General features: G+C 43.0%; 19 protein-coding genes. 3 read left to right on the top strand and 16 right to left on the bottom strand.

From position 1 onward, the window contains the following. Positions 1-9: 9 nt before the first annotated feature. The 7 genes from CRO04_RS17860 to CRO04_RS17890 all read right to left on the bottom strand — a co-directional run bounded on the left by CRO04_RS17860 (position 10) and on the right by CRO04_RS17890 (position 9,727). Positions 10-1,791, bottom strand: coding sequence for an ABC transporter ATP-binding protein (locus CRO04_RS17860; protein WP_097005600.1), 1,782 nt, complete (start codon positions 1,789-1,791; stop codon positions 10-12). A gap of 8 nt (positions 1,792-1,799) precedes the next feature. Further along, positions 1,800-3,047, bottom strand: coding sequence for a hypothetical protein (locus tag CRO04_RS17865; protein ID WP_097005601.1), 1,248 nt, complete (start codon positions 3,045-3,047; stop codon positions 1,800-1,802). A 153-nt stretch (positions 3,048-3,200) separates the two neighbouring features. Further along, the gene (gene gpmI / locus CRO04_RS17870) at positions 3,201-4,739 is read right to left on the bottom strand and encodes a 2,3-bisphosphoglycerate-independent phosphoglycerate mutase (RefSeq protein WP_097005602.1); all 1,539 of its coding nucleotides are present in this window, start codon (positions 4,737-4,739) and stop codon (positions 3,201-3,203) included. An 86-nt stretch (positions 4,740-4,825) separates the two neighbouring features. After that, positions 4,826-5,578 (bottom strand): triose-phosphate isomerase, encoded by a 753-nt coding sequence (tpiA, locus tag CRO04_RS17875; RefSeq protein WP_097005603.1) that lies wholly within the window; start codon positions 5,576-5,578, stop codon positions 4,826-4,828. A 19-nt stretch (positions 5,579-5,597) separates the two neighbouring features. Then, complete coding sequence (locus tag CRO04_RS17880; RefSeq protein WP_097005604.1) at positions 5,598-6,809, bottom strand: phosphoglycerate kinase; 1,212 nt, start codon at positions 6,807-6,809, stop codon at positions 5,598-5,600. Positions 6,810-6,896: 87 nt separating this feature from the next. Further along, complete coding sequence (gap, locus tag CRO04_RS17885) at positions 6,897-7,928, bottom strand: type I glyceraldehyde-3-phosphate dehydrogenase (RefSeq protein ID WP_097005605.1); 1,032 nt, start codon at positions 7,926-7,928, stop codon at positions 6,897-6,899. Between the two features lie 128 nt (positions 7,929-8,056). Continuing rightward, on the bottom strand, positions 8,057-9,727 hold the full coding sequence (locus CRO04_RS17890; RefSeq protein ID WP_097005606.1) for a Na/Pi cotransporter family protein: 1,671 nt from the start codon (positions 9,725-9,727) through the stop codon (positions 8,057-8,059). Positions 9,728-9,949: 222 nt separating this feature from the next. On the opposite strand from CRO04_RS17890, the gene CRO04_RS17895 reads away from it, so the two are divergent. From CRO04_RS17895 to sdaAA, 3 genes are read left to right on the top strand one after another with little or no spacing between them, the layout of a single operon-like run. Then, positions 9,950-10,747: a histidinol-phosphatase HisJ family protein gene (locus tag CRO04_RS17895; RefSeq protein WP_097005607.1), complete on the top strand. Its 798-nt coding sequence runs from the start codon at positions 9,950-9,952 to the stop codon at positions 10,745-10,747. Between the two features lie 33 nt (positions 10,748-10,780). Further along, positions 10,781-11,440: an L-serine ammonia-lyase, iron-sulfur-dependent subunit beta gene (gene sdaAB / locus CRO04_RS17900; RefSeq protein ID WP_097005608.1), complete on the top strand. Its 660-nt coding sequence runs from the start codon at positions 10,781-10,783 to the stop codon at positions 11,438-11,440. A 25-nt stretch (positions 11,441-11,465) separates the two neighbouring features. Then, on the top strand, positions 11,466-12,353 hold the full coding sequence (gene sdaAA / locus CRO04_RS17905) for an L-serine ammonia-lyase, iron-sulfur-dependent, subunit alpha (RefSeq protein WP_097005609.1): 888 nt from the start codon (positions 11,466-11,468) through the stop codon (positions 12,351-12,353). A gap of 6 nt (positions 12,354-12,359) precedes the next feature. Here sdaAA and CRO04_RS17910 read toward each other — a convergent pair whose 3' ends face one another. The 9 genes from CRO04_RS17910 to CRO04_RS17955 all read right to left on the bottom strand — a co-directional run bounded on the left by CRO04_RS17910 (position 12,360) and on the right by CRO04_RS17955 (position 22,715). Beyond that, complete coding sequence (locus tag CRO04_RS17910; protein WP_097005610.1) at positions 12,360-12,827, bottom strand: YcxB family protein; 468 nt, start codon at positions 12,825-12,827, stop codon at positions 12,360-12,362. Positions 12,828-12,892: 65 nt separating this feature from the next. After that, positions 12,893-14,185: a TRAP transporter large permease gene (locus CRO04_RS17915; RefSeq protein WP_097005611.1), complete on the bottom strand. Its 1,293-nt coding sequence runs from the start codon at positions 14,183-14,185 to the stop codon at positions 12,893-12,895. Further along, positions 14,185-14,709, bottom strand: a complete 525-nt coding sequence (locus tag CRO04_RS17920) for a TRAP transporter small permease (RefSeq protein WP_097005612.1) — start codon at positions 14,707-14,709, stop codon at positions 14,185-14,187. The genes CRO04_RS17915 and CRO04_RS17920 overlap by 1 nt, the downstream gene beginning before the upstream one ends. A 68-nt stretch (positions 14,710-14,777) precedes the next feature. Further along, positions 14,778-15,875 carry a TRAP transporter substrate-binding protein gene (locus CRO04_RS17925; RefSeq protein WP_097005613.1) on the bottom strand — a complete coding sequence of 366 codons (1,098 nt, stop codon included), beginning with the start codon at positions 15,873-15,875 and terminating at the stop codon, positions 14,778-14,780. 291 nt (positions 15,876-16,166) lie between these two features. After that, a complete protein-coding gene (gene argH / locus CRO04_RS17935; RefSeq protein ID WP_097005615.1) occupies positions 16,167-17,540 on the bottom strand; it encodes an argininosuccinate lyase in 1,374 nt (457 codons plus the stop codon). Positions 17,541-17,559: 19 nt separating this feature from the next. Further along, positions 17,560-20,412: a YfhO family protein gene (locus CRO04_RS17940; protein WP_097005616.1), complete on the bottom strand. Its 2,853-nt coding sequence runs from the start codon at positions 20,410-20,412 to the stop codon at positions 17,560-17,562. A gap of 4 nt (positions 20,413-20,416) precedes the next feature. After that, positions 20,417-20,851 carry a GtrA family protein gene (locus CRO04_RS17945; RefSeq protein WP_097005617.1) on the bottom strand — a complete coding sequence of 145 codons (435 nt, stop codon included), beginning with the start codon at positions 20,849-20,851 and terminating at the stop codon, positions 20,417-20,419. Positions 20,852-20,919: 68 nt separating this feature from the next. Continuing rightward, positions 20,920-21,921 carry an FAD:protein FMN transferase gene (locus CRO04_RS17950; protein ID WP_097005618.1) on the bottom strand — a complete coding sequence of 334 codons (1,002 nt, stop codon included), beginning with the start codon at positions 21,919-21,921 and terminating at the stop codon, positions 20,920-20,922. After that, positions 21,918-22,715 carry a sirohydrochlorin cobaltochelatase gene (locus CRO04_RS17955; RefSeq protein WP_097005619.1) on the bottom strand — a complete coding sequence of 266 codons (798 nt, stop codon included), beginning with the start codon at positions 22,713-22,715 and terminating at the stop codon, positions 21,918-21,920. The genes CRO04_RS17950 and CRO04_RS17955 overlap by 4 nt, the downstream gene beginning before the upstream one ends. Positions 22,716-22,763: the final 48 nt, after the last annotated feature.

Consider the following 22,763-nt stretch of genomic DNA (forward strand, 5'->3'; position numbering starts at 1 on the left):
GGCTCTCCTTTATTTCTCCAATTCAGTATTCTGTTCTGCTTCGGTCACAGATGTATAAAGCTGGTAATACATGCCCTTCTTTAAAAGCAGTTCTTCGTGGCTTCCTTCTTCCAAAATACGGTTGTCTGACAAAACCAATATCCTGTCAGCATTCTGTATCGTTGTCAGGCGGTGTGCAATTGTCACAGTTGTCCTTCCCCGGGAAAGCCGCTCTAATGACTGGGAAACCAGCTGTTCGCTCTCATTATCAAGTGCGGATGTTGCCTCATCCAGAATCAGAACCGGCGGATTCTTTAAAAAAACTCTTGCTATACTGATCCGCTGCTTCTGTCCTCCGGAAAGCTTTACTCCACGTTCTCCTACATATGTATTATATCCGTCCTTTAATCCTGCAATAAATTCATGGGCTCCTGCCATTTTAGCTGCTGCTGTCACATCGTCCATAGAAGCGCCCGGACGGCCGTATTCGATGTTTTCGAATACAGTCCCTGAGAATAAATAAACATCCTGCTGCACCACACCTACCGTGCTTCTTAAGCTCTTAAGGGTTACTTCCCTGATATCCTGGCCATCAATGGAGATTCTCCCCTCTGTTGGATCATAAAAACGGGGAACAAGACTGCAGAGAGTTGTCTTTCCTCCACCGGAAGGTCCTACCAAAGCTACCTTTTCTCCCGGCCTGATGGTTAAATTGATATGAGACAGAACAGGATTGCGATCGTCCGGATATTCAAAAGAGACATCTTCAAAGGAAATCTCCCCTTTCGTATCTGTAAGAGGTTTTGCACCTTCTTCATCAAATATATCTATATTGGCATCCATCAGCTCCATGAAACGGTCAATTCCTGTCATGCCCCTCTGAAACTGCTCCGCAAACTCAATGATTCTTCGTATGGTAGCCAGCAGCGTGCTGACATAAAGTGTGTAAGCTACAAGATCACCAGGCTCAATGAAACCCTTAATCATAAAAATACCGCCTGCAACGATCACTACCACATACATCAGACCATCAAACATCCGAATGGTATTCTGGAAAGCAGCCATATATTTATAAGTTTTTCTTTTGATCTGTAAAAATTCCTGGTTATCACGATTGAATTTTTCTATCTCGATCTTTTCATTTGCAAACGCTCTTACCACCCGGTTACCCAGAAGGCTGTCTTCAATCCTGGCATTCAGTTCACCAATGTGATTTCTCTGGTGTTTGAACGCTTTTCTTACCTGTATATTAAAATAAGTACAGGATATTGCCATTACCGGAATCAGCAGGAAAATAATCAGAGTCAGCCATACATTGATCCCCGACAGAACAATAAACGAAATTACGGTTTTTAAAAATGCAATAAAAAATTCTTCCGGACAGTGATGGGCAAATTCAGTCACGTCAAATAAATCGCTGGTAATCCGTGACATAATCTGCCCGATCTTGGTATTATTAAAATAATTATCTGAGAGCTTCTGCAGATGTCCGAACGCATCCTCTCTCATATCCGTCTCTATGGCAGCACCCATTACATGACCTGTATATGCCATGTAAAAGCTGGCCATACCGTCTATAATCCTCAGTCCGAAATAAAGCGCCCCGATACTGATAATGGTACGAATGGTCAGTGCCGATATATCCCTAAGCCCCTGATTCGTAATGTACCGAAGGATCAGGGGCAGAACCATCTCACAAATGGTGGTCAGGGATGCACAGAATAAATCCATCAACATAATATTTGTATATTTTTTATAATAAGGCACAAAACGCTTCAGTAATATGCCTGTTTTCATCTCTTTTTGATTCATACATTCCTCTACTCTGTAATACGAATATTTTTAATCAGTTCCAAAGCCCAGTCTCTCTCCCCCGGTTTTCTGCTAACTATATTTATATTCATACGCTGGTCTTTATAAAGTACCTGGGCCGATACTCCATATCTGGTTTCTCCCGGCTTCTCCTCCGGTTCATAAAACGCAACCCTGACCCTGGCTTTATCCAGTTCAAAATCCAGTATCTTCTCCGCCTTCCCCTGTTCAAACCACTGTGGCTTAAATTCCGCCTGACGTCCAGCAAAAACTGCCGCATAGATATAATAATCATGACCGCCGTAGTCCCTCCCGTCATAATAATGATCAATTGCGCTGTTGTCTTCCTCGTCATACAAAAAATTTCCGGGAATTGCAAAACTCATATTGCCGATTTTCCTGTAAACCAGATGCTTTCTGCAGCCAATGGAATCATCAATATCCATTAGATTCACTGAATCCATCTCCATGGGGGTGTGATCATCAAGATTGCAGACATCTAGATAGGTCTTATGCGGAAACGGAATTTCAGGATCCAGAGTATACGCCTTTTCAAGAAGCTCTATAATTCTTTGATTTACATAAAAATCCTGGGTGCTCCGCTGGGAGGGCATAAAATAACAGGACTGGTTTAACAGTACCAGTGCACTGTTCCTGTAATATCTCGCATCCTTTACCGGATCATTCCATACAAAAAAATCCTTTGCAAATGCAACGCTCATTCCGGAATGAACCATCCCGGATATCTCTTTTAAGGAAAAAGAACGGATATGAGTAATCAGCTTTCCTTCCTGCCTGGATGGAATGTAGTAAATGGCAGGCCAGCAGAACATGTATTCCCCTTTTTCATCCCAACCGGATACCAGATCCATCAAATCGGAAAACCATTGATAAAAATACTTCTGTCTCATGGCTAGAAAATCTCTTTTTAAGAAATAACCGGTCCGGTCTTCTACTTTCAGCTTTAGCTTCTTTTCCAGGGCAGCATGCTCCAAAAATTCTACCACTGCAGCATGAAACCCAGGCCCCGCAATGTTTGTCTGGCTCTCTCCCTGAAGCTTACGCTTATTCCAGTGAAACCAGATATATCCTTCCGGACATAGCTGGACAAGCAGCATTCCTTCAACACGATAACACTGATATCCCATTTTCTTTGCCAGCTCCTTCACCATAAGCTCCGCAGACTGACAGTTCCAGGCAAAACCGGAAAATATTCTTTTCTTGGGCTCCAAAGAAAATCTGATTCTTACACTCATCTGAAATCCTTCCTAACATACCTTTCTATATTCTATCGTATTTTTGTTAGAAATGGAAGCACAAAAAGCACATGGACAAAGTTATTTTCATTCTTTTGAAAAAAAGAAGGCCACCCGGTGCGTAAACCGGGAAGCCCTCTTATTATTGCTACATTACCGGACGAGAAGGGATCTGCCTGTCATCTCTTTCGGCTGCTCCATACCCATCAGTTCGATTAAAGTCGGTGCGATATCTGCAAGACATCCACCCTCTCTTAATTTGAGGGCCGGATCCGCATTAACAAGAATGAAAGGTACCGGATTGGTTGTATGGGCTGTAAACGGTTCTCCCGTCTCATAATCCAGAAGCTGTTCTGCATTACCATGATCTGCACAGATAAAGAGAACACCGTCCATCTCCTTTACTGCATCCACGGTTCTTCCCACGCATGCATCAACCGTTTCGATGGCCTTAATCGCAGCATCTTCAATACCGGTATGTCCTACCATGTCTGGATTAGCAAAATTAACAATAATTACGTCGTATTTGCCGGAGGTTACAGCCTCCACCAGCTTGCCGCAGACAACCGGTGCACTCATCTCAGGCTGTAAATCATAGGTGGCAACCTTAGGTGAAGGAACCAAAATCCGGTCTTCTCCCTTATTCGGTTCTTCCACACCACCGTTAAAGAAAAAGGTTACATGGGCATATTTCTCTGTTTCAGCAATTCTTGCCTGAGTCATGCTGTGGTCAGCAAGGAACTCTCCAAATGTATTGATAATGGATTCCTTTTTAAACGCAACCAGCTTATTTTTAATTGTTTCATCATAATCAGTGAAGCATACATAGGTCAGATTGAGACGTTTTTCTCTCTCAAAACCGCTAAATTCATCATCGCAGAACGCTCTTGTGAGTTCCCTTGCACGGTCAGGACGGAAGTTGAAGAAGATAACAGAATCACCGTCTTTTACAACTGCAACTGGTGCTCCATTCTCTGTCACTACAAAAGGTTCCACAAATTCATCATTCTTCTCTGCATCATAGGAGGCCTGGATTCCCGCAGCAGCTGACTCAGCACGGTTTCCTTCGCCCTTTGTCAAGGCATCATAAGCCCGTTTCACACGATCCCAGCGGTTATCTCTGTCCATTGCATGGTAGCGGCCGGAAACAGATGCCACTTTTCCTATACCGATCTCTTTCATTTTCGCTTCCAGCGCTTCTACAAAGCTCTTGCCGGAAGCAGGAGGTGTATCACGGCCATCCAGGAAGCAATGTACGTACACTTTCTCAAGACCATTTTTCTTAGCCAGTTCCAAAAGTCCATAGATGTGACTGATGTGGCTGTGAACTCCACCGTCTGATACCAGCCCCCACATATGAAGGGCTGAATTATTCTTTTTGCAATTCTCCACTGCTTTTAAAAATTCAGGTACATTAAAAAAGTCACCATCTGAGATGGACTTGGTAATTCTGGTCAGTTCCTGGTATACGATGCGTCCTGCGCCCATATTTAAATGTCCAACCTCTGAATTTCCCATCTGGCCGTCCGGAAGACCAACTGCCAGCCCGCTGGCATTGCCTTTTACGAACGGGCACTGGCTCATCAGCTGGTCCATCACTGGAGTTTTGGCTTCGCAGACAGCATTGTGGTCACAGTTATCATTTAACCCGTAACCATCAAGTATCATTAATACAACCGGTTTTTTGCTCATAACTAGTTCTCCTTTTCCAAATGTTTATTCTGCCGCAAAAAGCTGCTTCCTGTCTGCCTGCAGGCAGACAGGAAGCAGCAGCTGTGTTATTTCTTATAATTAACAATATTGCCGAAATCCGGTTTTAAGGAAGCGCCTCCTACAAGACCGCCGTCAATATCCGGCTGTGCAAACAGCTCTGGTGCACTGCCTGCGGAAACAGAACCGCCATACTGAATACGGATCGCTTCTGCAGTTGCTTCATCATATATTTCAGCGATGCAGGAACGGATAGACTGGCATACTTCCTGGGCCTGCTCAGTTGTTGCAACCTTTCCTGTACCGATCGCCCAGATGGGCTCATATGCGATCACTGCCTTAGCAGCGTTCTCAGCCGGAATATTTAAGAATGCAATTTTTATCTGCTGGCGGATCCAGTCAATAGTGATCCCCTGTTCTCTCTGGGTAAGAGATTCACCACAGCAGATAATTGGAGTGATGCCGTATTCAAAGGCCTTGAGGGCCTTTTTGTTTACAGTTTCATCTGTCTCTGCAAAATACTCTCTTCTTTCTGAGTGGCCGATCACCACGTACTTTACACCTGCATCTTTTAACATAGCCGGTGAAATCTCTCCGGTATAAGCGCCCTTATCTTCAAAATACATGTTTTCAGCGCCGATGTTAATGTTGGAACCTTTTGCTGCTTCCATGGCAGGAATGATATCAATCGCCGGTACACAAAATACAACATCTACCTCATCATTCACCACCAGTGGCTTCAATGTATTGACAAGCTCCACCGCTTCGGTGGGAGTCATGTTCATTTTCCAGTTTCCTGCAATAATTTTTTTTCTGGACATAAAATAACCTTACCTTCCGCTATTTGTTATCTGCTGCTGCAACACCCGGGAGTTCTTTTCCTTCCAGGAATTCTAAGGATGCTCCGCCTCCGGTAGAGATATGGGTCATCTTATCTGCAAATCCAAGTCTCTTCACTGCATTTACAGAATCACCGCCTCCGATAACAGTAGTAGCATCGCTCAGCTCTGCAACTGCACGGCATACTTCCAAAGTACCCTCAGCGAAATTGGAGAATTCAAATACACCCATCGGTCCGTTCCATACAACAGTTTTAGCACCTTTTAAAGCACCCTTAAACAGTTCAATGGTCTTCGGTCCGATATCAAATCCTGACCAGCCTGCATCGATGGATTCTACCACTTTACGCTCTGTATCGTTGGAAAATTCCTTTCCTTCCACATTATCAATAGGAAGAAGCAGTTTCACACCTTTCTGCTCTGCCTTTTTGATCATCTCCAATGCGTAATCAACCTTATCTTCCTCACATAAGGAATTTCCGATTTCCTTACCCTGAGCCTTTTCAAAGGTATAAGCCATTCCGCCGCCGATAATTAAAGTATCAACCTTATCAAGAAGATTGTTGATTACATTGATCTTATCGGAAACCTTTGCGCCGCCCAGGATAGCCACAAAAGGACGTACCGGAGTCTCAACTGCCTGGCCCAGGAACTTAATTTCTTTTTCCATTAAGTATCCGACTACATTCTCAGATGTATATTTGGTTACACCCACGTTGGAGCAATGTGCTCTGTGAGCAGTACCAAATGCATCGTTAACAAAGATTCCGTCACTAAGAGAAGCCAGTTCTTTTGCATATGCTTCTGCATTCTCATCTTTACCGTATTTGGTCTCTTCCACTCTGTAGCGGGTATTCTGAAGAAGAAGAACTTCTCCATCCTTTAACCCTTCAGCAACCTTTAAGGTCTCAGGACCAGTTACCTTAGGATCATTAACAAATTTTACCTCTACGCCAAGACGCTCGCTTAATGCAGGAGCAACTGGCTCCAGAGACATCTCAGGAAGCGGCTCGCCCTTTGGTTTGCCCAGATGGGAACATAAAATAACTTTTGCACCCTGGTCAAGAAGCTTCTTAATAGTAGGGATTGCACCGTCGATACGGTTATAGTTCTGAATCACACCATCCTTTAACGGCACGTTAAAATCACATCTTACCAGTACTTTCTTACCCTTTAATCCGGTTAAATCATCAACTGTTTTCTTATTAAGCATCTTATTATGCTCCTTTCAGATTCTGTTATTTTAACTTTCAAAAATACAAAAGGCCCGGTCCTTTCCGACCGGACCCTTCGTGGATCTTTAGCCTAATTCAGCAAAGTACTTAATTGTACGAACCATCTGGCTTGTATAGGAATTCTCATTGTCATACCAGGAAACAACCTGTACCTGATATAAATCATCACCGATCTTGGAAACCATAGTCTGAGTTGCATCGAATAAAGAACCGAATCTCATTCCGATTACATCAGAAGATACGATCGGATCTGTGTTGTATCCGAAAGACTGGCTTGAAGCTGCCTTCATAGCTGCATTGATTCCTTCTGCAGTAACATCAGAACCCTTAACAACTGCTACTAAGATGGTGGTAGAACCTGTAGGAACCGGAACACGCTGAGCGGAACCGATTAACTTGCCGTTTAATTCAGGAATAACAAGACCGATTGCTTTAGCAGCACCGGTAGAGTTTGGTACGATGTTTGCTGCACCAGCTCTTGCTCTTCTTAAATCACCTTTTCTGTGAGGTCCGTCAAGGATCATCTGATCACCTGTGTAAGCATGAATGGTGCTCATGATACCAGACTGGATCGGAGCATAATCATTTAATGCCTTTGCCATAGGAGCAAGGCAGTTTGTTGTACAGGAAGCAGCGGAGATGATCTTGTCATCTGCTGTTAATACGTTCTCGTTTACGCTGAATACTACAGTTGGCAGATCGTTGCCGGCTGGAGCAGAGATAACTACTTTCTTAGCGCCTGCATTGATATGAGCCTGGGATTTTTCTTTGGAGCAGTAGAAACCAGTACACTCAAGTACTACGTCTACGCCGATCTTACCCCAGGGAAGATTTGCAGCATCTTTTTCTGCGTAGATTTTGATGGTTTTTCCATCAACTGTAATAGAATCCTCAGAAGCCTCTACTGTGTGAGCATTCTCACCATAAAAACCAGCATATCCGCCCTGAGCTGTATCATATTTTAATAAATGTGCTAACATCTTTGGATCTGTTAAATCGTTAATAGCTACTACTTCATAGCCTTCTGCGCCAAACATCTGTCTGAAAGCAAGACGGCCAATACGTCCGAAACCGTTAATCGCAACTTTTACTGCCATAATTCAATTCCTCCTAAGAATAAAATTAAAAGTGATCGTTAAATATTAATCAACTACCGTTTATTTTACCTAATATTCCAGTAAATAGCAAGTCCTTTTTTTATTTTTATCATTTCATCACATAATTTTTACATTTCGTTCTTGACATATCCGGCAAGATTATAAGCATGATCTGAAATGCGTTCCAGGTTGCTGATCAGGTCCAGAAATACGACTCCTGCAGAGCTGCTGCACTCCCCTGTGGAGAGACGCTCGATATGTTTTTCCCTTAATTCTTCCTCCAGTGCATCAACTTCATCTTCATATTGAATCACCTTACGGACCTCATCCATATCACCTCTTCTCCTGGCATCTATGGAATGGGAAAACGACTGGGAAGCAGCCTGGCAGATTACCTTAAGATCCGATATTCCTGTCTCGGAAAATGCCACTTCATGCTCTGACATATACTGGGCCTGTTCTGCCAGATTTTCTGCATGATCACCGACACGTTCAATATCATTAATACTGTAAAACAGGTTGTTGACTATTATTTTCTGTTCCTCTGTCAAAGACAGATTGTTGATTTTGACAAGATATTCCGTCAGCATCTTTTCCATATTATTAATCGTCTTCTCTGTTTTATACACATCCATTGCTTTATTTACATTTTTCGTAAGAACCGCATCTATGGCAAGTAATACATTATCCATGGCAATCTGTCCCATATGAACCACTTCCATGGCTGCTGTATCCACAGCAAATGCAGGTGTTTCAAAGATTCTTTCATCCAGATGCTTCATGGTTTCACTTTCCTGATCCATACCTTCTTCTGAATTCTCTTTCACATCCGGTACCACAAAACCGGACAATTTCACCAGCTGGTTAGCAAACGGAAACAGAATCAGGGTATTGGTTAAATTAAATATTGTGTGGAAAATAGAAATCTGCACTGCAGTAATGTTATGGCCTGCTATCTGTGGCAGTGCTATAAAAATAAGAAAGGAGATTATACCAAATAATGTTGAGCCAATGATATTAAACGAAAGATGAATCACCGCAGCCCGTTTAGCCGTTCTGGAACTGCCAATGCAGGAGATCATTGCAGTAACACATGAACCGATATTCTGTCCGAGAGTGATGAAAATAGCTGCATTGGTTGTAACCACTCCATTCATGGCAAGCGTCTGTAAAATACCAACAGAAGCGGACGAGCTCTGTAAAAGAGCTGTTACCAGTGCTCCGATCATCATTCCCAGAAACGGATTATTTCCGAGAACACGAAATGCCTCCGAGAATATGGGAGCATCTGTATAAGGCGAAATTGCACCTGACATAAAATCAAGTCCGATAAACAGCATGCCAAGTCCAACCAGTATCTCACCAATGGTTCTGGTTTTCTGCTTTTTCGCAAACAGAAGAAGAACCGCTCCGATTCCGACGAGAAGCGGGGCTGAGAAGGAGGGCTGAAATATAGAAAATGCGTCTCCCAGCTGGTTCATGGAAACGATCCACGCTGTAATGGTGGTTCCAATGTTTGCACCCATAATTACACCAACAGCCTGAGTCAGATTTAAAACTCCTGCACTTACGAAACCGACAACCATAACCGTTGTAGCTCCGCTGCTCTGGATAATGGCTGTAATCAGTGCACCGAGAAGCACTGCCATAATCCGGTTGTTTGTAAGCATTCCTAAAAACTGGCTCATCCGGCTGCCTGCGCTTTTCTGCATACCGTCTGCCATGATACTCATACCATACAAAAACAGTCCCAGCCCTCCGATAAATCCAAACAGACTCGCTATGTCATTGACCGACATTTGTTACCTCCTTGTAACCGCTATGTATTTTTTTCTGCAGATCCATGGTCTGGCACAGATCTGCACCGTTTAAAATAATAACATAGAAGGATTTCTTTTTTCAACGGTTTTTAAAATTTATGTAAAGATTTGATGAAATTTAGGTAAAACCGTCATATGGGATCATTGCAATTCTTTTATTGATTGTTTATAATGAACTTAATTTTTGGAAAGGAGAACCCAATGCTGCCAGATTATCACTTTCACTCAGATTTTTCAGGTGACTCCAACACTCCCATAAGAAGCCAGATTGAGCAGGCTTTATTACTTGGAATGAAATCCATATGTGTAACGGACCACCATGATTATGATGTGGATTCACCCATCGACTTTACCTTAGATCTGGACTTATATTTTCATACCATGTCCCAGCTGAGGGAAGAGTATAAAAACCGCATTGATTTACGTATCGGTATCGAGTTGGGACTGCAGCCTCATTTATCCCATTATTACAAAGAGCTGCTTCACCGTTATGATTTTGATTATGTGATTGGATCCACCCACTTTATCAACCGTAAGGATGCCGCCTATCCGGAATTTTTTGAAGGAAAGCGGGAGGAAGAAGCATATCTTCAGTATTTTGAGGCGACACTGGATAATGTAAGAATTCCGGATGCCTATGATACTGCCGGACACATGGATTATATTGTCCGTTACGGACCGAATAAAGCCGCTTTTTACAGCTATCAGGCCTACCAGGAAATCATTGATCAGATATTAAAAACTGTCATTGAAATGGGAAAAGGAATCGAATTAAATACCGCAGGCTTTCGAAAGGGAATCGGACAGCCAAACCCCTCCGCAGATATCTTAAAACGTTACCGGGAACTGGGCGGTGAGATTATTACAATTGGATCGGATGCTCACATACCGGAAGACTTAGGCGGTGATTTTCAGACTGGAACGGAGCTGTTAAGACACTGTGGATTTGCCTATTATACAGAATTCAAGAAAAGAAAGCCGGAATTCAAACCACTCTGATGCAGTTAAGACAAAACGAATTGGAGAATTAACATGAATGTATTTGATATCTTGGGGCCCGTAATGATCGGCCCCTCCAGCTCCCATACAGCAGGAGCCGCGCGGATCGGTAAGACTGCTGCGCTTCTTCTTGGAGAGCCGGTTGTAAAAGCGGATATTCTGTTTCACGGCTCCTTTGCAAAGACCTATAAAGGCCATGGCAGCGACAAAGCTATTGTAGGGGGGATTTTAAAGTATGATCCCTGGGACCCGGGAATCAGAACCAGCCTGGAAACTGCCAACAGACTGGGGATTCTTATAAACATTCATACGGGTATCATTGAAAATGTCCATCCCAATACAGCCCTGGTTACGCTGACCGGTGCGGACGGCAAGATTCTTTCTGTTCAGGGTTCTTCCGTTGGAGGCGGCAATATTGAAATTACAAGAATTAATGATATGGAAGTATATTTTACAGGTCAGAAAACCACATTAATTGTGATGCATCAGGACGTTCCCGGTATTATTGCCCATGTCACAAACCTGGTTGCTGCAGGGTATGCCAATATCTGCAATTTCCGGTTAAACCGGCAGGAAAAAGGTGGAATTGCAATCATGATTATTGAGACAGATTCTGATATTGACCCTTCTCTGGTTTCACAAATCCGGGAGCTTTCCTATGTTTACAATACTATTCTTTTAAAAATGGGCTGAAAGAATCAGCAGGCAGGAGAAAACAATGAAACTGAACTATCATTCTGTAGAAGAACTGGTTCATGCCGCTTCCACACACAACAAAAAAATCTCTGAAATTGTCCTGGAGCAGCAGGCCTATGATATGGAAACAACAATGGAACAAGTCTATGCCACGATGGAAAGCAGCTTTGATGTGATGCGGCAGTCTGTGATCAGCGGACTGGATGAAACCCTTCGTTCCCCCAGCGGTTTATCCGGCGGAGCTGCTGCAAAGTTAAAAAAAGCTGTAGACGAAGGAAGTAATCATTACGGTCATCTACTGGGCAATGCCATCAGCATGGCACTGGCAGTAACGGAATACAATTCCTGCATGGGTAAAATTGTTGCAGCGCCTACTGCCGGATCCTGCGGAGTAATTCCAGCAGCCCTGATTTCTGTAATGGATGAATACAATGTGTCCAGGCATACAATTATCATGTCCTTGTTTACCGCCTCAGCCATCGGCATGGTAATCGCCAGTCTTGCAAGCATTGCAGGAGCTGAGGGCGGCTGTCAGGCTGAAGTCGGCTCCGCTTCTGCCATGGCTGCTGCCGCACTGACTGAGATTTTTGACGGTACCCCACAGATGGTATCCCACAGCTGTGCAATTGCCCTTAAAAATACCATGGGCCTTGTCTGTGATCCGGTAGCCGGACTGGTGGAGGTTCCCTGCATCAAACGGAATGCTATGGGAGTTGCCAACGCCTTCACTGCTTCCGAGCTTGCCCTGGCAGGGATAAATAGCATTATTCCTGCAGATGAGGTGATTCTTGCCATGAAGCAGGTGGGAAATCTGATGCCCTCATCGTTAAAGGAAACGGCGGAAGGCGGTCTGGCTGCCACTCCAACCGGATGCCGTTTATGCAGCCAGATCTTCGGTCCCAGACTCTGAGATGTTTCATTTCTTAATCTTTGAAGAAAGAAATCTATAAAAATCATCTGTTTCTTCCTTTAATATGCGGTTTGGCAGAACAAATCCATGAGTGGAATTTAAGAATACAAGAATCATGGAGGGCTTTCTGGCAATGCGCTTGATTTTGTTCCAGCTTATTTCCTGTTTTCCCTCGCCCTGTCTTACATGAATCCCTGATTCATCAAACCAAATCCATGTTTCCTGACCGGCTGCTGCCTGCTTTCTGGCTTTTGTGTACACTGCAAGAGGCTGAATAACCGGAAAGAGGCAGCACGCAAAAATCAGGCAGACTCTGAACAGCAGCCCGGCAGATTCCCATTTGACAATGGTAAGCGTTAAAACTGCTGCGGTAAAAATCACGTTGCACACCCCTACCATTGATCCGTAGATATAGTACATGGACAGCTGCCAGATATCGGTAGCCGTATTCCGGTATGTGTACTCATATTTCATATTACTTTCCTCCCATAACAGAAATCAGGCATTGAAAATACAATGCCTGATTTCAAAAGTGCTTATCATTTTGCAAATAAGGACGGTAACCAAAGACTGGTTGCCGGTACAAATGTAATTAATAACAGGGTAACAATCATACAGACATAGAATGGGAAAGCGGCCTTAACCACCTTTTCCATAGGGATCTTAGCTACTGCAGATCCGATAAACAAAACGGCGCCAACCGGTGGGGTTAAAAGTCCGATTCCACAGTTTAATATCATAATAATACCAAACTGAATTGGATCAATACCAATGGAAGTTGCAATTGGCAGTAAAATAGGTGTTGCAATTAAAATAATCGGTGACATATCCATGATACAGCCAAGCACCAGAAGAATCAGATTCAGCAGCAGGGCCAGAATAACCGGATTGGAGGTAACTCCTGTAATTGCACGAGCTGCCATATCCGGAACATGGAGAGTGGTGAGACAATAGCCGAACACATTGGAAGTTGCGATGAGAATCAGAACTATTGCAAGTGTATTCACGCAGTCCTCCATTACTCTCCAGACACCTTTCCAGTTCAGTCCCTTGTAAATAAAGACACTGACAAGAAGGCTGTAGATAACAGCAACGGCTGCTGACTCTGTTGCAGTAAATGCACCGCCAACGACACCAAACACAACAATTAACACGGCTGCAAGTGCCCAGAAAGAGTTGCCCAGCTGCTTCACCAGATTTTTAATACTGAATCTTTCCCCCTTAGGATAATTTCTTTTTACAGAAATAATATAGGAACCAATCATAAGGGAAAGAGCAAGGATTGCTCCTGGAACGTAACCGGCAAGGAATAAGCTTCCTACCGATATACCGCCTGCTGTTGTGGCGTAAATTACCATATTATGGCTTGGTGGTACAAGAAGTCCCTCACAGGATGAGGTAATTGTAACTGCAGTTGAAAAATCATCATCATATCCCTGATCTACCATCATAGGAATAAGAATTGATCCCAGAGATGCGGTATCAGCAGCTGCAGAACCGGAGATTCCTCCAAAGAAGTAAGATGCAACGATATTTACCATGGCCATACCGCCCCGCATCCAGCCCACACAGGCATTGGCAAGATCAATCAGTTTTTCAGAAATACCGCCGGATCCCATGAGAACACCCATGGTAATAAAGAACGGTACTGCCATTAAACTGAAGGAACTGATTCCTTTTACCATCTGCTGACAGATAACCGCAAGGGAACTTCCCTGTGCAAGCAGACACAATACGGCAGATAAAGCTACGGCATAAGCGATTGGAAACCGCAGGAAAACCATGAGAAAGAAACTTCCCAGTAAGACCAGGATTGCAATATTAGCGCTCATCAGAGATTTTCCTCCTTTACAAACAGTTTTTTCACATCATTGTACATAGCTTCCAGTTCAAATATAATCATTGCACCACCTGCTAATGGAACAGGGAAATACATCCAAAATCTGGAAAGCGTTGGCATGCTGGTATAAAAGCCCTTTGATCCGATCCCATGAGCATACTTCCAGCCTACTGTCAGCATGATCACTGCAAGAATAAGAATGGAGATATCTGCCAGAATATCAAGAACTATGATCAGTTTCTTTGGCAGATATCTGTCCAGTGCAGTCATACGGATATGAGACCCTTTCCGAATGGCAAGAGCAGCGGACAATACCGCCATATAACTCATAAAAGTTAAAACCACTTCTTCACTCCATGCCGGATCCGGAATAAATGGGGTATATCTTCCGGCCACAGACATTGTGGTTATCAGAACATCCCCGATCAAAAGTATCTTACATACAAACAAAACAATCTTATACGCGATATCATAAGCCGGTTTTATTTTATCAATTGTTTTGAAAATTTCTGGCATATAGAACCCCTTTCTAATAACTGGGGCACAGAAAGCTTAATTTTCTGTGCCCCAACTGTTAACGCTGATTATTTCATATCAAGAATCTCCTGATATAATTCTGCATTATCCTTTGTGTTTTCAGCAATAACGTCCTTGCAGGCCTCCTGCCATGGTGTCATGTCTTTTACTTCAACGATATTAACACCATCAGCCTTCAGACTATCCAGAACTTCATTTTCTGCATCCTGGGAAAGTTTCTGATTAAAGTCAGAAGCATACTTAGCAGCTTCTGTCATAGCTTTCTGCTGATTCTCGGTTAATTTATCCCAGGAAGCATCTGAAATAATAACCTGAATGGCACCCAGAGTATGTCCGTCAAGAATTAAGTTTGGTGCAACCTCCTGGAATGCATTGCCTTTATAGTTGGCAATGGGCTGTTCAGCAACATCAACCACACCGGTCTGAAGAGCGGAATAAAGCTCGTTCATACTTACAACTGTCGGATTTGCGCCTAATGCACTTACCATACCTGTCATTACAGGGTCACTGGATACACGGACTTTTAATCCTTTCATATCTTCAATGCTGTTAATCGGTTTTTTAGAGAAGAAATGGCGGAAACCTTCCTCACCATAGAATAAACCTCTTACTCCCAGCCCGATGTCATGCGGTTCCATTAAGAACTCAGGTGCCAGATCGCTCTTTACAAATTTCCAGTAATGATCACGGCCTGCAAATGTGTATGGGATAGATATCAGCTTGGACTTATTTGCACCATAGCTGGTAAGAGCAAATGCAGAGATACGTGACATATCAATAGTTCCGCCTCCGCCAAGCATGTTATCAAGAACATCATTTTCTGCACCTAAAACACCGCTGGCCTGTAAATCAATTTTAATAGATCCACCGGACAGTTCTTCTACTTTCTCCTTAAATGCCTGATCGGTTTTACCTACAATGGTGTCTAATGGATTTACTTCTGCGTAAACAAGTGTTACCTGTGGATCTGTGGAAGAAGCTTCTTTCGTTTCTCCTCCCTTAGTTGTCTCGCCTGCCGCTGCAGTCGTTGCTGCTGCAGTGGTTCCCTCCGCAGCGGTATCATTCTTAGCAGCACCGCCGCATGCTGTCAGTGATAATGCTGCAATTGCAGCTATCATTAACGCACTCAGTCCTCTTTTTTTCATGATATAACCCCTCCTTATAAATTTCATTGCCTGATAGAAACCTTTACTTACTTATGTTTCCCCAGCGAACTAATTCTAACACACAAAATTTAATAAAACTACGGTAAAAAATTGCGAAACCTAGTATTATTTTAACATCTTCTTCTATTAGTATCCTTACTTTTATAGAAAACATGAACATTGTTTTTGATTTTTTATGGTTTTGTTTGACACATCCTTCAAAAAAAGGATCCGTACATATGAATCGGGGCTGCCTCATCATATACGGATCCTTTTATATTTTGTTTATTTTTATTCTTCTATTTTTCTTTTATAGATTTCTATAACCTTTTTCATCGCCTCCTGGCCAGGTGCACCGATGGTCATTCTCTTTTCCACACAGGTCTTTAAGCTGATCGCGTCATATATATCCTCTTCAAAAACAGGGCTGATTGCCTTGTATTCTTCCAGAGTCATATCATCTAACGCAATTCCTTTTTCAATGCAGAAAAGTACCAGCTGTCCCACTATTCCATGAGCATCCCGGAATGGAACTCCATGATTTACCAGATAATCAGCTGCATCGGTCGCATTGGTAAAACCGTTTTTCGCACTGGCCTCCATCACATCTTTTCGGAAGGACATGGAAGAAATCATGCCGGTAAACAGGGCAAGACATCCTTTCACCGTATCAATGGCATCAAATGTCAGCTCCTTATCCTCCTGCATATCCTTATTATAAGCAAGCGGAATCCCCTTCATGGTGGTTAAAATAGAAATAAGAGCGCCGTATACCCGTCCTGTCTTCCCCCTGATCAGTTCCGCTATATCGGGATTCTTTTTCTGAGGCATGATACTGCTTCCGGTACTATAGGAATCATCAATTTCCACAAAACGGTATTCATTGGTATTCCAGATAATGATCTCCTCGCAGAATCTGCTTAAATGCATGGAAATGGTTGATAAAGCGCTTAAAAGCTCAATTAAATAATCTCTGTCCGCTACTGAATCCATACTGTTTAAAGTAGGTCCGTCAAATCCCAAAAGCTTTGCTGTGTAATCCCGGTCCAGCGGATAGGTTGTCCCTGCCAGTGCTCCGGAACCCAGAGGACAGTAATTCATACGCTTTCTGATATCCAGAAGGCGGGAATAGTCCCGGTCAAACATCTCATAATAAGCACCTGCATGATGGGCCAGGGTAATCGGCTGAGCTTTTTGCAAATGGGTGAATCCAGGCATATAAGTATCCAGATTTTTCTCCATTAAAGCCAGCAGTTCTTTTAAAAGACCTTTTATAAGTGCTGCCAGTTCATCAATCTCATCCCTGGTATACAGCTTCATATCCAGAGCAACCTGGTCATTTCTGCTTCTTCCTGTATGGAGACGTTTTCCGGCTTCACCGATTCGTTCTGTTAAAACAGCTTCCACAAAGGAATGAATATCTTCATGCTCAGCAGTAATCTGAAGAACTCCGCTTTCTAAATCAGCACAGATTCCTTTCAGACCGCCGATAATTTTATCCTGGTCCTCTTGGCTGATAATTCCCTGCTTTGCCAGCATTGTGACATGAGCAATGCTTCCCTCAATATCCTGATGGTAAAACTTCTGGTCAAAAGACAGGGATGCATTAAAATTGTGAACCAGCTGATTGGTTTCCTTCGTGAAGCGACCGCCCCATAATTTCATAATTGATTCTCCTCTTTCCTTAGTTAATTGTATGAGTACGCATGGGTTTGCGTTTTTTGTTTCTCCCTGCTGCCAGTCCTGCAAGCATCAGCAATATGAGTATGCTTCCACCGGTTATGGCTCCACCGGCTTTTAAGCCCTGAGGCATATATTCCAGTGAAATTTCATGAGTCCCTGCCGCCATATGAACGCTTAAAAAAGTATCAAAGATTTTATAAGGCTCTGCTTCTTTTCCATCAATCCTGACTGTCCAGCCTTTATCATAGGGTATGCTGAGATACAAAAGCCCTGCTTTATCAGCATTAACCGTTCCTTTTACCTGTGTATCCGTCCATTTGGTAAGCTTCAGCGGATTTTTATTCAATACCTGATAAACAGATTCCAGCCCTTTTGGAAGGAATCGGTAAGCACTGGCGATTAAGTCCTGCTCATTATCATCATTTCTAAGTGTTATCTCTTCTCCTGATTTTAAATATCCCAGTTCCAGCAGATAACCCCGGCTTACATTATCAAAGTTTTTTGTCCTTTCTCCCAGAAGCGCAGTGACCTTCTCCACTTTTTTATTGCTGACGAAAACGTAGTAATCACCGTCTGTATCAGGTGTAAATGTAAAGCTTCTCCCTTTCACTTCACTGGGAACTTCTGAAAGCACCGGACTTGCACCTATTACCACTGAAAAATCATTCTGGACTTCAGCTGGATTCGTCAGTTCCAGCTGCCAGTTATTTTCCAGATCATAGGGTACCATGAAACCCAGGGGAAGAGCATACGTATTCTCCTTAAGCTGCATCTCGTCCTGAACAGAAACAAGGGAAGAGATTTCATTCTCTCCGGCTTCTTCTGAAAACAGCGCATATTTCACACCAAAAAGAGCATCCACAAGAGGGGTGCTTCCCGTTATACTGTAGGCATTGGTGGAACTTTCGCAGCCAAGCTTTTTGAAAAATTCAGACAAGTCCGCATTGGCCGTGGAGGAGAACAGGGATACCGATGGAAAATTCATCCATGCGCCGTCATTTTTGGTCTTTCTGGATACCTTTTCAACCCGGTAAAAGGACGGGTTGGGCATCAGACTTTCCGTTAAGTCTATAGACGCCTTGTTATCTTTTACATAGCTTGTACGGCTGGTGGTTGTCACGCTGGTAACCGTAGTGTTAACTGCAGCCTCCAGTGACACCACACCAAGAGCCAGTAAAACAAGCATATTCCGGCTGGTTCCTTTCTGGTAAAGGCCGATTAAGCCCGCATAAACTGCCAGAAAAATAATAGCAGCATAAAAGACTGAAAAATGGAAGGCATCATCTGTCACAAGCTTCTGAGCCATGAGCACAAAAATCACAGAGGCAAAGAAAGCGGTAACAACATGTTTCCACGGAATTTCGTGCAGATAAGTATATGCATGATATCCGGCTGTCAGTATGAGAAAAATATAAATAAAGGACTGCCTGCAGGGAAGGCTGTTGGGATAATGAAATCCATGCCAGATAAAATTCAGTACATTAATGGAAAAGCTGGCGTAAAAAAACAACAGGAGTGAACACATCACAATCTTTTCCCGCCGCCGTATCTTGCTGCATCCAAGATACAAAAGGAAAAATATAAGAATAGCCACACCACAGTAAATATTGGGCCAGTGGTCCAATCCGATCTCCGTTTCCACTGCCGGCAGATGTCTTGCAATCATATCGAAGATAGAAAAATAGGAATTGAAAGTCTGCGGGAAGTTTATATCTCCTGAGGCAGTCATCTTCATGGCATAAATCTCAGGCAGCAGCACAACCGCTGCCAGACCTCCTGCCAAAAGAGAATACAGTGCAAAATGAGCTCCATTGACCAGAATCTCTTTCCATGATCTTCTTCCTTCCATAATCAGCAGAGCTGCAAAGTAGAATACCATAAAAATGCATATCATAATTGATATATAATAATTTGATAAAATTGATAACCCCAGTGTAATACAATACAGAATACACTTTTTTTCCTGAACCAGTTTCTCCACGCCCAGCATAATAAGAGGGAATAATAAAATACAATCCAGCCACATAATATTCCAGCTGTAAGCTGCCATATACCCGGATAATGCATAAAATATCCCAAAAAAGGCAATACCGAAATCTGTAGTCTTAAAATGCCTGCGCAGATACCAGGAAAAAGTAAGACCGCTTAATCCGACCTTTAAAACAATCATATAAGTCATAAACTCAATGATATACTTCTTCGGGCAGAGGACAATCAGCCAGTTTAAGGGACTTGCCAGATAATAAGAATACAGAGCCGCAAAATTGACCCCCATACCGATATCCCAGCTGTATAAAAGACTGCCCCCATGTTTTAATTTATACTGGAATTCAGAGAAAAACGGTGCATACTGATGATACATATCCGTTCTTAAGAAGCTTTCTTCCCCAAAAGGAAAGATCCCCCTCTGGGCAAATATAATAATCATAATCACCACAGGCACAAGAAATGCAGCCATAAGGCCATCCGTCTTTTTCACAAGGCTTGCATTTTTATGTGCTTTCTTTCTATAAGAGGGAGTCACTTCTTTATAATCCAGCTGCTGATCTGTGTTCTCCTCTTCTTCCTCTGTGATTATTAATTCGTCATCAGAATAAAAATCACTTTCCTCCTCCGGTTCATCATATTCGTAAAGCTCTTCCATTCCTTCTACCGGAACATCCAGCCGTATCACAGGCATAGCTTCATAATCCGTATCCTCTTCTCCATAATCCTTCACAACCTCTGTTACCTGATTGCCCGGATTCTGATCATGCCCGACTTCCTTTATTCTGTCTTTTTTTTCATCTGATGTCATTTTAAGAATATCCTCTAATTCCTTCGAAATCTTTTCAATATCGTCATCGCGTTCCATAACTTTACCTCTCCTTAAAAGGGGGAACCTCACTCTTTCGGAATATGAAAAGCTTGCTGAATACATAGTTTACAATTACAACAACGATGGATACCAGTATCTTGCTTACATATTCATCCATATTGAGCCAGGAAACCATTATCACCATAAGAACCATTTCCATGACGCCTGAAGCAGCCCTGCACGCCGTAAAGGAGAACATCTCCTTTATTACAAATGCCGGGCGCATCTTATAGCTTTGAAATACAAAGATTTTATTTACACCAAATGCAAACAGCACAGAAACCAGCCAGGCTGCTGCCGTACTGATCCTGTAGTCGAATCCGGCTTTCACCATTCCAACATACACGATCCAGTTCACCACTGTGGTAAGGACGCCAAAAACCAGATAGGAAATGACTTCACGGTTCATAACCTTGTCCCATAATTTTTTTATCATAATTGCTTTTCTCCTGTAAAACGCATTTCCTCTATTGTATTATAGCCACTGGAAATTGTAAAGAGAATCTAAGGGGACGTAACCAGAAAGTCCTTTGCTCCGTCTGTATAGTGTACCTTATCATCATCGGTGATAAATACTCCATAAACATCATCCATGGAATTTAACAGCTCCATACCTTTTTCCAGCCCCATGGAAAAGCAGGTGGTGGATAAGGCATCTCCATCAACGGACAGCTTGGATAAAATCGTAACGGAAACCAGGCCATTCTCATAAGGATAACCGTCTCTTGGATTTAAAATATGATGATAGTTCACACCGTCTTTTACAAAATGACGCTCATAAACCCCTGAGGATACAACGGACATATCTTCTATATTTAAAGTTTCAATGGTCTCATTCCTGTCCGCATATGGTTTCTGAAGTCCGATCTTAAAAGGAGTTCCATCTGGTTTCTTTCCAATGCAGAGCACATTTCCGCCCAGGTTAATGATTGCACTTTTAACCCCCTGCTTCATAAGATATTCCTTCATACGGTCCGCGATATAGCCTTTTGCAATAGCGCCAAAGTCAACGGTGGTATCCGGTGATAAAAAGGTCAGGGTATCATCATCCAGTTCTAAGTTCTGATAACCCACTTTTTTTACTGCCGCATGGATTTTGTCAGCCGGCGGAACAACGGGATTTTGAGCCGTAAAGTCCCATAAGGAGGTTAAAGGTTCCACTGTAACATCAAAATCTCCGCTGGATATTCTGGAATAATACAGTCCCTTGGAAAGAAGTGCTGCGGTATCCGGCGACAATTTCACAGAGTTTTCCTGTGCAGGCCTGTGATTGATCTGATAAACTTCACTTCCTTCAATGGTTTTACTGAAAATATTCTCATATGAGCGGCACAGATCCAGACTCTCATTTAAAATCCTGGGATCATCCTTATCATAGATTGTGACAGTAACAAATGTATTTAATAAGAAGCCGGACTTGCTGATCGGTTCTGCTTTTCTGTGGCATCCGGTAAGAAAACCGGCCGCCAGACAGATGGCAATAACCGCTGCTATTCCTTTTTTCATTCATGATCCTCCATTTTCTTTCCGGCAGCTAAGGCATGTTCCACAAACATACTTCGCACACCTTCTATTTCCCCCATTCCCTTAAGACGGCAGGTGACATGATAACCGTCCGCTTCCAGCCGGCTTTTCCACGAATCCCTGTCTGTACCTGCCATATCATTATGGGCATGATCTCCACAGACAATCATCATGGGCTGCAAAACTATATGCTTTCCCTCATGCCCGTCTAAATCAGCCAGTACATCATCAAAGGAGGGGTCTGCTTCTACCGTTCCCACATGGTATCTGGTATATCCCTTTTTGTTTAAAATTTCCGCCAGTGTGCAATACGCTGCATTGGCCTCATGTTCCGAACCATGACCCATAAACACAATTTCGGTTCCATCTGTGTCATATTCCCTGGTATCTTCCGTTAATATAGAAACAAGCGTAAGATAATCCTCTTCCGAAGAAAGGAGCGGCGCACCAATCACCAGACATTCAAACGAATCCTTTTGTTTCTTTGCGGCATCCACTATGCAGTCATATTCTTCTCCGCCCATGACAAGTGTGGGCTGGATAATTACCCGTTTAAAACCTTCTGCTGCCAGTTTTACCAGCGCTTCCTCCACTCCGTCTATGCAGATATTATCCCGTTTCTTTAAAATATCTATTATAATCCGGCTGGTAAAAGCCCGTCTGAATTCATAGGAAGGAAATTGTTCTGCCACCGCCCGTTCGATGGGTTCTATGGTTTTTCTTCTGCTTTCATTATAGCTTGTACCAAAACTCACTACTAATAATGCCTGTTTCATCTTAAGTCCACACTTTCTATCATTTTCCTGACTACCATATCACAGAAG

This window comes from Lacrimispora amygdalina (assembly GCF_900205965.1).
GTDB lineage: Bacteria > Bacillota > Clostridia > Lachnospirales > Lachnospiraceae > Lacrimispora > Lacrimispora amygdalina_A.

Bases quoted from the DNA above. Each gene is read 5' to 3' on its own strand.
- CRO04_RS17860 (WP_097005600.1), bottom strand. From the start codon at position 1,791: ATGAATCAAAAAGAGATGAAAACAGGCATATTACTGAAGCGTTTTGTG.
- CRO04_RS17865 (WP_097005601.1), bottom strand. From the start codon at position 3,047: ATGAGTGTAAGAATCAGATTTTCTTTGGAGCCCAAGAAAAGAATATTT.
- gpmI (WP_097005602.1), bottom strand. From the start codon at position 4,739: ATGAGCAAAAAACCGGTTGTATTAATGATACTTGATGGTTACGGGTTA.
- tpiA (WP_097005603.1), bottom strand. From the start codon at position 5,578: ATGTCCAGAAAAAAAATTATTGCAGGAAACTGGAAAATGAACATGACT.
- CRO04_RS17880 (WP_097005604.1), bottom strand. From the start codon at position 6,809: ATGCTTAATAAGAAAACAGTTGATGATTTAACCGGATTAAAGGGTAAG.
- gap (WP_097005605.1), bottom strand. From the start codon at position 7,928: ATGGCAGTAAAAGTTGCGATTAACGGTTTCGGACGTATTGGCCGTCTT.
- CRO04_RS17890 (WP_097005606.1), bottom strand. From the start codon at position 9,727: ATGTCGGTCAATGACATAGCGAGTCTGTTTGGATTTATCGGAGGGCTG.
- CRO04_RS17895 (WP_097005607.1), top strand. From the start codon at position 9,950: ATGCTGCCAGATTATCACTTTCACTCAGATTTTTCAGGTGACTCCAAC.
- sdaAB (WP_097005608.1), top strand. From the start codon at position 10,781: ATGAATGTATTTGATATCTTGGGGCCCGTAATGATCGGCCCCTCCAGC.
- sdaAA (WP_097005609.1), top strand. From the start codon at position 11,466: ATGAAACTGAACTATCATTCTGTAGAAGAACTGGTTCATGCCGCTTCC.
- CRO04_RS17910 (WP_097005610.1), bottom strand. From the start codon at position 12,827: ATGAAATATGAGTACACATACCGGAATACGGCTACCGATATCTGGCAG.
- CRO04_RS17915 (WP_097005611.1), bottom strand. From the start codon at position 14,185: ATGAGCGCTAATATTGCAATCCTGGTCTTACTGGGAAGTTTCTTTCTC.
- CRO04_RS17920 (WP_097005612.1), bottom strand. From the start codon at position 14,709: ATGCCAGAAATTTTCAAAACAATTGATAAAATAAAACCGGCTTATGAT.
- CRO04_RS17925 (WP_097005613.1), bottom strand. From the start codon at position 15,875: ATGAAAAAAAGAGGACTGAGTGCGTTAATGATAGCTGCAATTGCAGCA.
- argH (WP_097005615.1), bottom strand. From the start codon at position 17,540: ATGAAATTATGGGGCGGTCGCTTCACGAAGGAAACCAATCAGCTGGTT.
- CRO04_RS17940 (WP_097005616.1), bottom strand. From the start codon at position 20,412: ATGGAACGCGATGACGATATTGAAAAGATTTCGAAGGAATTAGAGGAT.
- CRO04_RS17945 (WP_097005617.1), bottom strand. From the start codon at position 20,851: ATGATAAAAAAATTATGGGACAAGGTTATGAACCGTGAAGTCATTTCC.
- CRO04_RS17950 (WP_097005618.1), bottom strand. From the start codon at position 21,921: ATGAAAAAAGGAATAGCAGCGGTTATTGCCATCTGTCTGGCGGCCGGT.
- CRO04_RS17955 (WP_097005619.1), bottom strand. From the start codon at position 22,715: ATGAAACAGGCATTATTAGTAGTGAGTTTTGGTACAAGCTATAATGAA.